This is a genomic window from Vibrio tapetis subsp. quintayensis (assembly GCF_030409945.1).
Classification (GTDB): Bacteria; Pseudomonadota; Gammaproteobacteria; order Enterobacterales; family Vibrionaceae; genus Vibrio; species Vibrio quintayensis.
The window spans coordinates 194,299-208,823 of the sequence record NZ_JAUFQV010000012.1; the positions used below are offsets into that span (position 1 = coordinate 194,299).

Here is a 14,525-nt window from a genome sequence, read left to right on the forward strand (position 1 = left end):
AGATGAACAGAACTAATCCAAAAAAAGTCAGTTAATGACGGAATATTTTCAAATGTTAACAGGGGCTCTCAAGGTTGCTCTGAATCAATAAAAGCGAAAAAATAACAGTTATTTTAACCTATTTGCTAGATATGTAACGGATTGTGAATAGAATAAACAGAGAGTGTAGATGAAAATATTATAAGTGGTGTAGATGAGCTATCACGTTTTAGTCGTAGAAGATGATGTGGTCACGCGTAGTAAGTTAGCGGGTTACTTTCAAAATGAAGGGTATACCGTGAGCGAAGCGGAAAATGGCGAACAAATGAGAGCCATTTTAAGTGAGTACTCCATAGATTTGGTTATGTTGGACATTAATCTTCCTAGTGAAGATGGCCTAATGCTGACGCGAGAGCTTCGTAGCCAGTCAAATATTGGTATCATTCTGGTGACGGGTAGAACCGACAGCATTGATAAAATTGTTGGTTTGGAAATGGGCGCAGACGATTACGTCACCAAGCCGTTCGAACTGAGAGAGTTACTTGTTCGAGTTAAAAATTTGCTTTGGCGAATTTCGCTGGTGTCTGAAGCATCTTTACGTGATATTCAAAAAGAAGAATCAGGTCAACTGGTTCGTTTTGGCGAATGGACGTTTGATGTGCAAAGAAGGTCGTTAAGTTGCAATGGTGAGCCGGTTAAACTGACGAAAGCTGAATATGAATTGCTCGTAGCGCTGTCTTCGTACCCAAATAAGGTGCTAAGCCGTGAACGAATTTTGAATATGATCAGTCACCGTGTGGATGCACCAAATGATCGCACCATCGATGTGTTGATTCGCCGGATGAGGGCCAAGATGGAACAGGACCCTAAAAACCCGCAAATCTTCGTAACCGTACATGGCGAAGGCTATATGTTTGCTGGTGACTAATCCGTTGATTAATATTATTTACGGGTAATAAAAAACCGAGATTAATGTCTCGGTTTTTTTGTATCTAATGTATGACTACGATGCTAGTTGGCTGTCGCATTACTGTCGACGGCAAAATCACGCAGAGTTTGCCACCAAGTCCCGAGCTTTTCATGCCAGAATGTTTCTGTCCATTCTAGGTATTGCGCGCTAGGACGATACTGATTCCATGGTTGCATTTCAGCGTTATTGGCCAAAAAGTTGGTTGGTGCGGCAAAAGGGCTAATACCGGCATCTTCAAATTCACGTAGAGCACGGCTCATGTGGCTGGCTGACGTGACGAGAACCAAATTTTTGTTCGCAACGAATACTGCAGCTTGCCTTGCTTCTTCCCACGTATCTTTTGCTGATTCAAGCAAAATAATATCCGTTTTAGAAACGCCTAACGCTAACGCGACTTTAGCCATCATGCGAGCATGGCTGATTTCAGAACCCCCAGAATAGCCAGACAAAATGAGTTTAGCGCCAGGATACATGCGCAGAATACGTATGCCTTCGGCTAATCGCATCAAGGCTGTTCGGCTTAATTCTGACGTCGGAGGAATGTCGTCATCAACGATGTGACCATTACCTAGCACCATGACATAGTCAATCGGCTCTTCAACGGGGAGAAAGCCTTTGTGTTGGCGCTCCATTGGCATCAGAAGAGATTGGGCGACGGGTTGGAAAGATGCCAAGAAAATCCCTGTAAAGGATAAAAATATCAGTAGGCAACCTGTGCCTCTGCGCATAGTGAACATGACTAACAAAAGGCCTAGCAGACCGATTATCAGAAAGGCAGGAAGGGGCATTAACAATGCAGAAAATACTTTTTTCAGCTCAAACATACTTAAATAGTCCGAAAAATCATCACTTGGTTAGGAAAAAGGCGAACAAGTCTTTATTACTTCTTATCCTGTGACAGAATAAGCGGCACGAATACACATCATAACCTAAGCAGCCGTGACTGAAGATCGTAATTTCGACGATATTGCCCACAAATTCGTAAAAAATATTTACGAATCGGGTAAGGGCGATATCCGTCAAACCATTGTTTGGGAAGATTTAATACTAGCACTTACCAGCCTTAATGATAAAAAACATTGTTTAAATGTACTTGATGCTGGTGGTGGATTGGGGCAAATCTCTCAAAAAATTGCACAACGCGGACACCAGATCACATTATGTGACTTATCTTCGGAAATGTTGAAGCTAGCGAAAGCAGATATTGAAAAAAATAAGCTGATTGATCAGTATCGGCTGGTTCATTCTGCGGTGCAGGATATTGGTGAGCACATAGATGCCCCTGTTGACCTACTGATTTTTCATGCCGTAATGGAATGGTTAGCTTCCCCAAAAGAGGCGTTAGGAACACTATTGGAGCAAGTTAAGCCGGGTGGTGTCGCTTCGGTGATGTTTTATAACCATCATGGGTTAGTGCTCAAAAACGTTATTTGTGGCAACATCCCGCACATATTAGAAGGGATGCCACACCGACGTAGATTCAAGCTACAGCCTCAGAAAGGCTTATTGCCCGACGATGTCTATCGATGGATAGAAGACGCTGGGTTTGAAATCTGCGGAAAATCGGGTATTCGCTCTTTTCATGACTATGTTGGTCAAATGGAATACAAGGGCGATTATCAATACGAAGATATACTGGAACTTGAACGCCAACTGTGCCGACAAGAACCATACCTCTCTCTTGGTCGATACATACATGTATGGGCGAAGAAGAAAGTTGAATAACAGGATTTACAATGAGTGATACAACTCAAGATGTTGCACAACAGCCGCTTGATGAGCTGGTAGGTTGGGTAAAGCAGCACGATTTTTCGTTAAACCTTTCAACGGAACGTTTAGCATTCTTGATTGCATTAGCTGTGCTAAGTAATGAAAGGTTTGACGAAGAGTTGGGCGAAGGAGAGTTGCATGATGCATTTGCCATTGTCACTCGATTATTTGAAGAGTCTGGAGATGCCTCGGCATTTCGAGCAAATAACGCCATCAATGAATTGGTAAAGCAGCGCTTACTGAGCCGCTTTACCAGTGAGTTGACTGAAGGTGCAAGCATTTATCGCTTGAGCCCTTTAGCAATAGGGATCACAGACTACTACGTTCGCCATAGAGAATTCTCTAAGCTGCGTTTGTCGATTCAGCTATCCATGGTGGCGGATGAGATGGCAAAAGCCATTACCGCAGCCAAAGAAGGCGGGACGGCAGGACATTGGCAGAAGAACGTTTATGGCGTCCTGAAATACTCAGTAGGAGAGATCTTCGACCAGATCGACCTTAACCAACGGGTGATGGACGAACAACAACAGAGTGTAAAAGACCAAATCGCGGCCTTGTTGACTCAAGATTGGCGTGAGGCCATTAACAGCTGTGAGGCTTTACTAAATGAAACCTCAGACACGCTAAGAGAGTTGCAAGATACCTTGCAAGCTGCGGGCGATGAAATGCAAAGTCAGTTACTTGATATTCAAGAATTGGTGTATGGCAAAGAAGAGTTAAACTTCATCGAAGAAACCTTATATGGGTTACAGATGAAGTTGGACCGTATCGTGAGTTGGGGACAACAAGCGATAGATTTATGGATTGGCTACGATCGTCATGTTCATAAGTTCATCCGAACCGCCATCGACATGGACAAAAACCGCGCATTTAGCCAAAGGTTACGTCAGTCGGTGAAAGATTACTTCGACGCTCCGTGGTTATTAACCTATGCGGATGCAGAACGCTTGCGTGACTTACGTGATGAAGCACTGATCCTGCGTGACGATGAAGTAACGGGTCACGTTCCACCTGAAGTGGAATATGAAGAATTTGAACAAGTAAATGATGAGTTGTCTGAGCGTATTGCCTTAATGCTACGCCAGCATAAAGATCAAGGAACACCGATTGATCTAGGACGGGTTTTGCGAGATTACCTCTCAACACACCCATACGCTCATCATTTTGATTTAGCGAGAATTGTTGTCGACCAAGCCGTCAGATTAGGGTATTCCGAATCTGACTACCGAGCGATTCAGCCGGATTGGCAAGCGATTAACGAATTTGGCGCAAAGGTACAAGCAAATGTCATTGACAAATACTGATGAATATATGCCAGAGAAACTGGCAAAAGCAATTTCCAACCCGTTATTTCCTGCACTAGACAGTGCGCTACGTGGCGGACGTCATATCTCTTTTGAAGATCTGGATAACCACGCGTTATTGATGGATTTCGAAACAGAGTTGGCGCTTTTTTACCAACGATATAATGCGGAATTAGTGAAAGCACCGGAAGGTTTCTTTTATCTTCGTCCGCGTTCAACCTCTTTGATTGGCCGAAGCGTTTTGTCAGAGATGGATATGCTGGTGGGTAAAGTACTGTGTTTCTTATACCTCAGCCCTGAAAGATTGGCCCATGAAGGTATTTTCTCTAATCACGAACTGTACGAAGAGTTGTTGTCTCTTGCAGACGAGAAAAAACTGATGAAGTTGGTCACTAACCGTGCATCAGGCTCAGATTTAGACAAAGAAAAATTGCTTGAGAAAGTGCGCACCTCTTTACGCCGTTTACGCCGCATCGGTATGACCATGCCAATTGGTGAAAGTGGTAAATTCCGCATCAGTGAAGCAGTTTTCCGTTTTGGTGCCGATGTGCGCGTTGGGGATGACGTACGCGAAGCTCAATTACGTTTGATCCGTAATGGCGAAGCGGTTGTGCATCAACAAGAACCTGATCAAGCAAGCTTACTGGACGATTCAGAACAAGCACAAGATCAATTACAACATTCAAATGAACAAGAAGTAGAGAGCGAAGCATGATTGAAAGAGGCAAGTATCAATCACTAAGCATGATCAACTGGAACGGCTTCTTTGCTCGTACTTTTGATATCGATGGCTTGGTTACTACGCTTTCCGGTGGTAACGGTGCGGGTAAATCGACCACGATGGCCGCGTTTATTACGGCGCTGATCCCTGATCAGAGCTTACTGCACTTTAGAAATACAACCGAAGCGGGTAGCTCTCAAGCATCCCGTGATAAAGGGCTTTACGGTAAACTGCAACCTGGCGCCTGTTATGCGGCGTTGGATGTCGTTAACTCACGTAACCAACGCCTGTTATTCGGCGTAAAGCTACAGCAGGTAGCGGGTCGTGACAAAAAAGTCGACATTAAGCCGTTTGTTATTCAAGGCTTGCCGAGCGACGTTAAGCCGACGGACATCCTGATCGAAAGTGTGTCAGATAAACATGCGCGTGTTCGTCAGATCAATGAAGTAAAAGAAGCGGTTGCCCAATACGAAGGTGTGTCTTTCAAAGCATTTTCATCAGTGGTTGAATACCATTCGCAAATGTTTGAATTTGGCGTATTACCGAAGAAACTTCGTAACAGTGGCGATCGTTCCAAATTCTATCGTTTGATTGAAGCGTCTTTATATGGAGGTATCTCTAGTGCAATTACTCGCTCACTTCGAGATTATTTATTACCTCAAAACGGTGGTGTGAAAAAAGCGTTCCAAGATATGGAATCGGCTCTGCGTGAAAACCGCATGACCTTAGAAGCCATCAAAACCACTCAATCGGATCGTGACCTCTTTAAGCACTTAATTACTGAGTCTACCAACTATGTAGCCGCAGATTATATGCGTCATGCCAACGAGCGACGTAATAAGCTTGATCAAACCATGCGTTTTCGTGGTGAACTGTTTGGTTCTCGTGAAAAACTGCTAGAACAAAATAGCCTACTGAACCGCGTTCAAGAAGAACTTGAAATGCTGGTGGAGCAAGAAACTGGCCTAGAGCAAGATTTCCAAGCGGCATCGGATCATTTGCAACTGGTTCAAAACGCCCTGCGTCAGCAAGAAAAAATCGCCCGTTATAAAGAAGATCTTGAAGAGCTAAGTGAGCGACTTGAAGAACAGATGATGGTGGTTGAAGAAGCGCAAGAGCGCGTGATGATGGCGGAAGAGCAAGCACAGATATCGGAAGAAGAAGTAGACAGCCTGAAATCTCAATTGGCTGACTACCAACAAGCTCTGGATGTGCAGCAAACTCGCGCATTGCAATACCAACAAGGGGTAATGGCACTAGAAAAAGCCAAGACCCTCGCTAAGTTTGACGAATTAACCCCAGACAACGCGAAAGCACTTCTTAGTGAACTGCAGCAATCGGAATCGGACAAAACGTCTGAACTGTTAGCAGTAAAACACAAACTTGATATGTCTTCAGCGGCAGCAGAGCAGTTTGAACGCGCTTATGCCTTAGTGAAAAGCATTGCGGGTGACGTGGATCGTGTACAAGCTTCTCATCACGCAAAATCAGCAATACGCCAAAATCAAAACGCACAGCAATTGTTGCAAAACGAGCAGCAGTGGCAAGCTCAATATCGAGATCTTGAGCGTAGTCTTGATCAGCAACGTCAAGTGGCTCAGTCTGTTACCGAGTATCAGAAACAGCATCAAGTACAACTTGAAGACGAACTGGCGTTGGAAGAAGAACGTGAGCGCCATTCTGCTCGTGTAGAGTCAATGGAGCATGAACAAGAGTCACTTCGAGAGTCGCGTAGTGAATTACGCAGAGCGGAGCAAGACGCCAACGCTGAAATTAATAAGCTAGAAGCCATCGCTCCAGCTTGGATTTCCGCAAATGACGCGCTAGAAAAACTGAAAGAACAGTCAGACGCTGATCTTTACGATAGCCATGCTGTCATGTCGCAAATGCAGCAAGTACTTGAGTCAGAGAAAACGCAATCGCTAGCCAAAGACAAACTCGCTGAGCGACGTAACCAACTGGATCAAGACATCGAACGCTTAGCATCACCTGGCGGTTCAAACGATCCTCGTCTTAAAGGCTTGGCGGATACCGTTGGTGGCGTATTACTTTCAGAAATTTACGATGACATCACGATAGAAGATGCGCCGTATTTCAGCGCTATGTATGGGCCCGCTCGTCACGCAATTGTTGTGTCTGATCTTGATGGCATTAAAGAAAAACTCATTGAGTTAGATGACTGCCCAGAAGATTTGTACATTATCGAAGGTGATATTGATGCCTTTGACGACAGCTCATTCAATGCCGACGAACTCAATGGTGCTGTGTGTGTACAGCTAAACGATCGTCAATTACGTTACTCCCGTTTACCTGAGATCCCGCTGTTTGGACGTGCTGCTCGTGAACAACGTTTAGAGCTGCTACGAAGCGAACGTGAAGAGGTTCAAGAGCAACATGCGAAAGCCGCGTTTGATTCTCAGAAGCTTCAACGTCTTTACCAGAGCTTTAATAACTTTGTTGCTAAACATATCGCGGTGGCGTTTGAAGCAGACCCAGAGCAAGCGTTGGAAACAGCGCGAGATAAACGAACGCAAGTCGCCCGTACTTTGTCGGAACTTGCCAATAAAGAACAGACTCAACGTGCTTTATTAACGGCAAGTAAACAAGCACTTAAATCTCTTGATTCGTTAGCACCACTAATGGGTTTGGTGGAAGATCAGACCCTTAGTGATCGCTTTGAAGAAGTAGAAAGTAAACTTGCACACCTCGGTGAAGCAAAAACGTTTGTTTCGTCTCACGGTAAATCCGTACAGCAGCTAGAAAAAATTGCTAATGCATTGGAAGCGGATCCAGAACAATTTGATGCACTCAAAGTCAGTTACGACATTGCAGATAACGCACTCCAGTCACTTAAAATCACCATATTTGCACTGGCAGATTTGGTCGAACGTCGTCACCATTTTGCGTATTCAGATTCGGTTGATTTGCTTAACAAGAGCAGCGAACTGAGTGACCAACTGAAAACTAAGTTAGTCGAAGCTGAGCGTGCTCGAACACGAGGCCGTGACGGCTACAAGCAAGCTCAATTGCAAATGAACCAATACAACCAAGTGTTGGCATCATTAAAAAGCTCTCATCAAGCAAAAGCGGAAACCATGCAAGAGTTCCGATTGGAACTGCAAGAGTATGGTGTGAATGCCGATGCCGGTTCAGAAGAGCGAGCAGTAGGGCGTCGCAACGAACTGCAACAACGCTTACACAGCTCCCGTACACGTAAGAGTGAATTTGAACGCACGATTACGTCAACTGAGCTAGAAATGAAAGCGTTAGCGAAACGTTTGAAGAAAGTTCAAAAAGAGTACGTTGAACTTAGAACTTACGTTGTTGCTGCGAAAGCAGGTTGGTGCTCAGTACTTCGTCTTGCGCGTGAAAATGACGTGGAGCGTCGCTTGCATCGTCGTGAACTGGCCTATATGTCGGCAGATGATCTTCGTTCAATGTCGGATAAATCGTTAGGTGCCTTGCGTCTTGCTGTTGCTGATAACGAAGATCTAAGAGATTCGCTAAGAGCATCGGAAGATAACGCTCGCCCTGAACGTAAAGTATTGTTCTACATTGCGGTTTATCAACACCTTCGTGCTCGCATTCGTCAAGACATCATTCACACCGATGATCCTGTGGAAGCAATTGAAGAAATGGAAGTTGAGCTTGCTCGACTAACCGAAGAGTTGACCCAACGTGAAAATCGTTTGGCGATCAGCTCTGAGTCGGCAGCGGCCATCATTAAGAAAACTATTCAACGTGAACAGAACCGCATTCGCATGCTTAACCAAGGCTTGTCGAACATTAACTTTGGTCAGGTGAAGGGCGTTCGCTTAAACGTAAATATCCGTGAAAGCCACGAAGTCCTGTTAAACGGTTTAGCGGGTCACAAAGAGCAACATCAAGACTTGTTCGAAAACCCGCGCTACACCTTCTCAGAAGCGATGGCCAAGCTGTTCCAACGTGTGAATCCTCATATTGATATGGGTCAGCGCTCACCACAAGTTTTGGGTGAAGAGCTACTAGACTACCGTAATTACTTAGAATTAAGCGTTGAAGTTAATCGTGGAACGGACGGTTGGTTGCAAGCAGAGTCTGGTGCGTTGTCAACGGGCGAAGCGATTGGTACTGGTCAGTCTATCTTGTTGATGGTGATTCAAAGCTGGGAAGAAGAGTCACGACGTTTAAGAAGCAAAGACATTGTACCTTGTCGCTTATTGTTCTTAGATGAAGCGGCTCGTCTGGATACTAAATCAATCAATACACTGTTTGAGCTTTGTGATCGTTTGGACATGCAGTTACTTATTGCAGCGCCAGAGAACATTAGCCCAGAGCAAGGCACAACCTATAAACTGGTTCGTAAGATTTTTAAAGATCACGAGCACGTTCATGTAGTTGGATTACGAGGGTTTGGCAACAAAGCGAAGCCGAAATCAGAAGCGCAACAGTTGATTGAAGAAGCGGATTTAGCTTAAGTCTGAATACGTAATATAAAACTCAAAGCAAAGCGTCTCTATTTTTAGAGGCGCTTTTTCATGTCTAGACCATTATTTTCTGAAATTCCACATTTACCATTTGTCGTTCTAAATAAAGTTGCACTTTCTAATTGTACACTGTTTTATTGTCGTGTATCGTATTTGAAAATCAAATGATTCAACGAATTAAATTATAGAAAGGTATGTGGTATGCGTTTTAAATCAGTGGTGTCAGCTCTACTTCTAACACTTGTTGCGGTGCTTCCTTCAATAGCGAAAGCTGATTATTCAGTCGGTTATGCAACACTTTCAGATAAGTCAGGAAAGAGCTGGAATGGTATTTCATTGACGGGGCAACAAGGAGGCTTTGGCTCTACCGACTTTATAATGACCACGTCTTTATTATTCGGCGGCGAAAAAAATGATTCGATGCTATGGACATTAAATAGCGGGCCGAGCTTTAGAATTACTGAATCGTTTGCACTTTATGGTCTTGGCGGAATCAGTTATTTAGATACAGATTCAACATCAGGAAGTAGCAGTAAATTAGGGTTTAACATAGGCGGAGGCGCAAGGTTTTATTTAAACCCGAGACTGGTGATTAATGCAGGCTTAGAAAAAAGCTTAGTGTCAAATGACGTTGTTTCGAACCCAACGTCTTTCAACTTAGGTGTCGGTTGGATGTTTTAGCCGTTTGCTTTATGCAGCGCCATTCGATGAGCGACGAGTCATCTCATCGAATGGCATGACGAGAAAAGCTAAATGGTAGGTGCAATCTGTATTGGATCACTGGTCGTCGTAAACCGAGCATGATATAAGCTCATAAAATCTTCTCGAATTAGCTGTTCTAGTTCGCTTGCACGCTCTGTGGGGCAGAACAGCATAAAATGCACAACTTGTTCACCCATAGAGGTAGTAGTTATTTCAATATGGGGTTCGGCACCAGGTAAGTCGAGACCGGCATGGCGCTCAATAACCATGTTATATCGCTTCGCAATATCAATGAAGTCTTCACAGTGATCATCAATTTTGGCCAACATCGCAGGAATCATAGGGTAAAGATTATGAAACTCAGCAACAGTGATGGCGAAGTTATGATAAACATAACGCTTCATGAAGTTTAGGTTTTTTACCGGAACGCTGAAGAAGATACTATTAGGTAAGGTGGCTGTTTTACCGGTGTAGTGATAACGACCATGATGAAGATCGATTTCCTGCACAACCGTTGCCATTAAGTTATGTTCAATAACTTCGCCACAGGTAGGGCCGACTTCGATCCAATCTCCAATACTAAATGAACGCGAACTAGCACGCTGAATAGAACCTGTAAAACACAAAATAATCTCTTTAGATGCCACCACGACAGCAACGGCAATCGCAGTTAAAGAGAGTGCGAATTCGCTGATCTCATCTTGCCAGACGACAAATAGCATAATGATGACAAAAAAGAAGGTGCCATTCTTGGTGCGCGAAATCCATTTCCTCTGCTCAAGAGATAAAAAGTTAACGTCCCCTCGAATCAAGATGATAATCACCTGACGAGTCAGGATCATCGCAACCAACAAAAGCCCGGTGAGTAGTAATTGGTTAGACAGTAGATAGTCTATAACTTGTTGAACTTGCTCCACTGTATGCTCCATATTTTGTTTATTTGAACTCACTATACAATAACTCAAACCAGATGGGGATCAGAGAAATGGCCCCAGTTTGTCTTTGATAGCAGCGTGGGATTCTATTACCTCTGCTGGGATCTCTTGAGCGATCTGAAACCCTTTTGCAGGGTAATCACGAATACGTTCAAAATCTTGCAATAACGCGGACACAACTAGGTCGCTAGGCAGTATGTCATTGAAGTAGTTACCAAAGGATAAGTCAGATGAACAAGACACTAGACTTTGATAACAACGCGGCCACTGTTTTGCAAACGTCGCGTAGGCACGCCTTGCCATAAATGGTTTTTGTACCAGAATGAAGCGCGTTGGTTGGTAGTCTAACTGTGCAAATAATGCGGCGGTAAAAAGGATATTCTCCCCAGAATTGGTCGACTCGGTTTCAAGGATCACATCTTGTTCTGGAACGTCCATATCTATGGCTATTTGAGAGAAAGCCTCAGCTTCAGATGTGTCAAATATCCCTTGCGTAAACCGGCCAACACCACCAGAGAAGACTAGCTTAGAAGCATAACCATCTAGGTAGAGCTTTGCTGCATATTCGGCCACTCGAATGTCGTTACTGCACATGCAGAAAATGCAGTCGGACTTAACCGGTTGATGGTCTAATCGCATGTAATCCCAAAGTGTGTTGATATTTTGATATAGAGACATAAAGAGACCTGTTGTTAATGTATAGGTTGACCTGAAAACATTGAGTGATTAAAGAGCAATACAATTAGGAATGAAAGGCGTCCAGTACGGATTGATAACGGAACTGATAACCCAGCGATACTATTTTATCTGCTTTGATTGTCTTGTTCGGTTCATCTACGATAGGAGGCAAAGGCAGATCAAGCTTAGCGTCACGGATTGCAGCTTGGTAAAACTGTGCTTTGTCGACTGAGTTAGGAGTCGTCGCATTAACAATTTCCCCATTTACATGCTCTAATACAAATTGAGTCGCACTGATGGCATCGCTCAAGTGAAGCATGTTTGCTGCAGCTGTACAGCTGACAGTTTTTAATCTGGTGGCAAACCGTGCAGGGTGGCGTTCTGGACCAAAAAGACCAGAACAACGAACAACGCAATAGTTCAACCCACTGTCGATGACGTATTGCTCTGCTTGAAGCATGATTTTGGCTTTGTCGGAGAAACTCACGTCGTTAGAGGCGAGTTCCAAGCTCGCTTTGTCCTCAGTCATATTATCTGGTGTTGACGGATAAACCGTACTGGAGCTGATCATGAGTAGCTTTGAAGCATTAGATTGTTGTACCGCGTTCGCTAATGTTTTCCATTGCAACGCATAAGCATCCCCACTTCCTGAGCGAAACCCTGGCGGAAAACTCCCAATAACAATATCAGGGTTAAAATCGAGAAGAATGTCATCTATTTGTATAGAGTGTGATTGAGGTTGATCATCGTTATTGGCTAACTTACAGACATAGCCTGTTAATGAATTCGTAAGGATGGGTTGTAGGTTTTCTTGAGAGGTTTTAGTCACGGCGACGAGGTAACCGGATTCTTGTAATTGCAGTGCAAGTGGTAACCCTAACCAACCTGCACCGATTATGAGTACTTTTTTGTTCATGAAGTTGAGTCTCTTTTATTAGGTACTTATGTTTAAGTACCTAATTTTCAATTACTCAATTTCTAAGCACTTAGTTTAAAAAGGGTCGTGTTTAAGCTGACAGTACGCGCAGTACTTTTTCTGCGTGTTCTGCTACTTCAATACCTTCATCAGTAAGGTAACCACCATCTGCCTGTGTGCAAAGTCCTTTGGCGAAGAGTCTAGCGACGGCGTTACGGACCTCTTCAGCGGCTTCATTATGTACTTTAATGCCAGTTGCAGCGCTGCTTAGGTCAAACTGAAGTAAAAGGTTTAGTTCAGCGATATGATCTTGATTAAATTTCATCTTTGTTTTCCTTAAATCAAACAAACGAGTTTTTAACACCATAAATCGCATAAGGGCTAGGAACAACAACAAGTGTCGAGAAGTGTTACATCAGGTCAAATTGGCGTTTTTTAGTACACTTGAGCGAGATCAACAGAACACCGTAGAATGTTAGAGTTGTTTCAAATATATGTATTTTTGAGCTAATAAAACAAGTATTCATGATTAAAATTACTTATAGTTAACTGGCTCGGCATTGGTATTGCGAATACCTATGGTCATTTATTGAGGTTAATTGGTAAGACAGCCTTTAAATGCAATACCTTTGCAGTGAATGGAGACACCACATATTAAAAATGAGAATGGATATGAAACTAGCACGTACAACGTTGGTGATGACAGCTTTACTTGGTTTAGCTGGCTGTCAAAGTACATCAGAACAACCCAAAGAGGTTGGCGTTACAAATCAAGAGTCAAAAACTGACTCATACGCAATTTACGAACAGACCAAATCTGATTACGAAACTTGGCTTGCCACATTAAAAGGGGCTAAGTCATTAAAGCTCTATTCCCCCGATTTATACAGCGAATTGCTAGAGTCATGGGAGGAAGCGGTCGAGATCTATGAAGATGTAGCGGTAGATCCAGCCAAAGCAACTGAAAGTTATTCCGTCTTTTCTTCTGGTACCTATGCTGAGAATTTTTCTGAGCGCCTCGTTGTCGTTGAAAACAATCATAAGAAATTACTGGTATTGAAAGAAACAGCCGATGCGTTGTTAGCGGACTCTATCGCGCAGATGGCTTATTTGGATGACATCGGAGCTAAAAAAGCGTACAGCAGTGAATATGCGTCCGTTAATCGCACTTATAAGGCTTTGTATGAAGATGTTGAAGATGGGGACTTAGATGACGCCCAAACCAACCAAGTGAAGTTCTTAGCGAAGGCAAAAGGATTGGAACAAAAAGTCGTTCTAAAAGAATTTGTCGCTCCGTTAAATACGCAATTAAGTAAACTCCGCAGTGAGGGTTTTAATCGCGTTGCTGCAATTAGCTATGCGAAAGCAAAAGCAGAAATCAGCGTTGCGGATAACACAGTAAAAGCAAATACTCGTGATCTAAAAATCATTACTGAAGCTGTTGCAAATGCTCAGTTCGAAATTGATCACGTGAAAAACACAGCTGCGGAAGTGAAGCTATTAGCGAACGTCGATGACGAAAAGTTTGAGCCAATTATTCTAGAGTTTGAAGGAAAGTTACTGACCATTTCTCATTCGATCAATGGGTCTGATTTTAGAGACCAGCCTTTGCGAGTTCAGACCGAGCTTATTGTCGATGCGATTAAGCAGTTGCATAGCGAAAACAGTACAGACGAACTAGAAAGTAAGATAGCCGCTTTGAACAAGCAAAATGAGACGATGAAAGAGCAAGTGGCGCAGCATAATGCGGTATTAGCCAAAGAAAAGGAACAGCAAGCAGCACTGAACAAACAACTAACTCGAACGGAATCGCATATAGCGAGCTTGGAAGAGTTGATCGAAAACTATAAACAACAACTTCCGAAATCTAACGAAGTACCAGTCGCAGAAAATGCCCCGGTTTCTGAAGACGCAGCCGCAGCAGAGAAGGCGAGTGATTCCGCAAGCGCAGAAAAATCAACCGTGATTACCGAAGTTGAACCAGTTGAGGTAAGTGAAAGTGTTGCGGAAGTAGCAGCAGAAGCCGTCAACTAAATTTATCCATATCGGAAAAATCGAACATTAAAATCATTAATCCCGAAGTG

At 43.5% G+C, this 14,525-nt stretch carries 12 protein-coding genes; 7 read left to right on the top strand and 5 right to left on the bottom strand.

What is annotated here, in order from left to right; translation table 11 throughout:
- The first annotated feature begins 193 nt into the window (after nt 1-193).
- Nucleotides 194-907 (top strand): two-component system response regulator TorR, encoded by a 714-nt coding sequence (torR, locus tag QWZ04_RS05720; RefSeq protein ID WP_290325850.1) that lies wholly within the window; start codon nt 194-196, stop codon nt 905-907.
- An 83-nt stretch (nt 908-990) separates the two neighbouring features.
- Here the strand turns inward: torR and elyC are convergent, their stop codons facing one another.
- Nucleotides 991-1,773: an envelope biogenesis factor ElyC gene (elyC, locus tag QWZ04_RS05725; RefSeq protein ID WP_290325852.1), complete on the bottom strand. Its 783-nt coding sequence runs from the start codon at nt 1,771-1,773 to the stop codon at nt 991-993.
- Between the two features lie 115 nt (nt 1,774-1,888).
- On the opposite strand from elyC, the gene cmoM reads away from it, so the two are divergent.
- The 5 genes from cmoM to QWZ04_RS05750 all read left to right on the top strand — a co-directional run bounded on the left by cmoM (nt 1,889) and on the right by QWZ04_RS05750 (nt 9,891).
- Nucleotides 1,889-2,674, top strand: a complete 786-nt coding sequence (gene cmoM, locus QWZ04_RS05730; protein WP_290325854.1) for a tRNA uridine 5-oxyacetic acid(34) methyltransferase CmoM — start codon at nt 1,889-1,891, stop codon at nt 2,672-2,674.
- A gap of 11 nt (nt 2,675-2,685) precedes the next feature.
- A complete protein-coding gene (mukF, locus tag QWZ04_RS05735; protein ID WP_290325856.1) occupies nt 2,686-4,023 on the top strand; it encodes a chromosome partition protein MukF in 1,338 nt (445 codons plus the stop codon).
- Nucleotides 4,004-4,738, top strand: a complete 735-nt coding sequence (mukE, locus tag QWZ04_RS05740) for a chromosome partition protein MukE (RefSeq protein WP_290325858.1) — start codon at nt 4,004-4,006, stop codon at nt 4,736-4,738. Before mukF ends, mukE begins: the two co-directional genes overlap by 20 nt.
- Nucleotides 4,735-9,201 (top strand): chromosome partition protein MukB, encoded by a 4,467-nt coding sequence (gene mukB / locus QWZ04_RS05745; RefSeq protein ID WP_290325860.1) that lies wholly within the window; start codon nt 4,735-4,737, stop codon nt 9,199-9,201. The genes mukE and mukB overlap by 4 nt, the downstream gene beginning before the upstream one ends.
- Nucleotides 9,202-9,411: 210 nt before the next feature.
- Nucleotides 9,412-9,891: an outer membrane beta-barrel protein gene (locus QWZ04_RS05750; protein ID WP_290325864.1), complete on the top strand. Its 480-nt coding sequence runs from the start codon at nt 9,412-9,414 to the stop codon at nt 9,889-9,891.
- A gap of 68 nt (nt 9,892-9,959) precedes the next feature.
- Here the strand turns inward: QWZ04_RS05750 and QWZ04_RS05755 are convergent, their stop codons facing one another.
- The 4 genes from QWZ04_RS05755 to QWZ04_RS05770 form a co-directional block, all read right to left on the bottom strand.
- Nucleotides 9,960-10,829 carry a mechanosensitive ion channel family protein gene (locus QWZ04_RS05755; protein WP_290325865.1) on the bottom strand — a complete coding sequence of 290 codons (870 nt, stop codon included), beginning with the start codon at nt 10,827-10,829 and terminating at the stop codon, nt 9,960-9,962.
- A gap of 60 nt (nt 10,830-10,889) precedes the next feature.
- The gene (locus tag QWZ04_RS05760; RefSeq protein WP_290325866.1) at nt 10,890-11,525 is read right to left on the bottom strand and encodes a YdcF family protein; all 636 of its coding nucleotides are present in this window, start codon (nt 11,523-11,525) and stop codon (nt 10,890-10,892) included.
- A 64-nt stretch (nt 11,526-11,589) separates the two neighbouring features.
- The gene (locus QWZ04_RS05765) at nt 11,590-12,441 is read right to left on the bottom strand and encodes an NAD-dependent epimerase/dehydratase family protein (protein ID WP_290325867.1); all 852 of its coding nucleotides are present in this window, start codon (nt 12,439-12,441) and stop codon (nt 11,590-11,592) included.
- Nucleotides 12,442-12,532: 91 nt separating this feature from the next.
- Complete coding sequence (locus QWZ04_RS05770) at nt 12,533-12,766, bottom strand: TIGR02647 family protein (RefSeq protein ID WP_290325869.1); 234 nt, start codon at nt 12,764-12,766, stop codon at nt 12,533-12,535.
- Between the two features lie 347 nt (nt 12,767-13,113).
- On the opposite strand from QWZ04_RS05770, the gene QWZ04_RS05775 reads away from it, so the two are divergent.
- Nucleotides 13,114-14,475 carry a hypothetical protein gene (locus QWZ04_RS05775; protein WP_290325872.1) on the top strand — a complete coding sequence of 454 codons (1,362 nt, stop codon included), beginning with the start codon at nt 13,114-13,116 and terminating at the stop codon, nt 14,473-14,475.
- The last annotated feature ends 50 nt before the right edge of the window (nt 14,476-14,525 follow it).

Excerpts from the sequence above, each read along its gene's own strand:
- mukB (WP_290325860.1), top strand. The coding sequence starts at position 4,735 with ATGATTGAAAGAGGCAAGTATCAATCACTAAGCATGATCAACTGGAAC.
- QWZ04_RS05765 (WP_290325867.1), bottom strand. The coding sequence starts at position 12,441 with ATGAACAAAAAAGTACTCATAATCGGTGCAGGTTGGTTAGGGTTACCA.
- QWZ04_RS05760 (WP_290325866.1), bottom strand. The coding sequence starts at position 11,525 with ATGTCTCTATATCAAAATATCAACACACTTTGGGATTACATGCGATTA.
- elyC (WP_290325852.1), bottom strand. The coding sequence starts at position 1,773 with ATGTTTGAGCTGAAAAAAGTATTTTCTGCATTGTTAATGCCCCTTCCT.
- QWZ04_RS05775 (WP_290325872.1), top strand. The coding sequence starts at position 13,114 with ATGAAACTAGCACGTACAACGTTGGTGATGACAGCTTTACTTGGTTTA.
- mukE (WP_290325858.1), top strand. The coding sequence starts at position 4,004 with ATGTCATTGACAAATACTGATGAATATATGCCAGAGAAACTGGCAAAA.
- torR (WP_290325850.1), top strand. The coding sequence starts at position 194 with ATGAGCTATCACGTTTTAGTCGTAGAAGATGATGTGGTCACGCGTAGT.
- QWZ04_RS05770 (WP_290325869.1), bottom strand. The coding sequence starts at position 12,766 with ATGAAATTTAATCAAGATCATATCGCTGAACTAAACCTTTTACTTCAG.
- QWZ04_RS05750 (WP_290325864.1), top strand. The coding sequence starts at position 9,412 with ATGCGTTTTAAATCAGTGGTGTCAGCTCTACTTCTAACACTTGTTGCG.
- mukF (WP_290325856.1), top strand. The coding sequence starts at position 2,686 with ATGAGTGATACAACTCAAGATGTTGCACAACAGCCGCTTGATGAGCTG.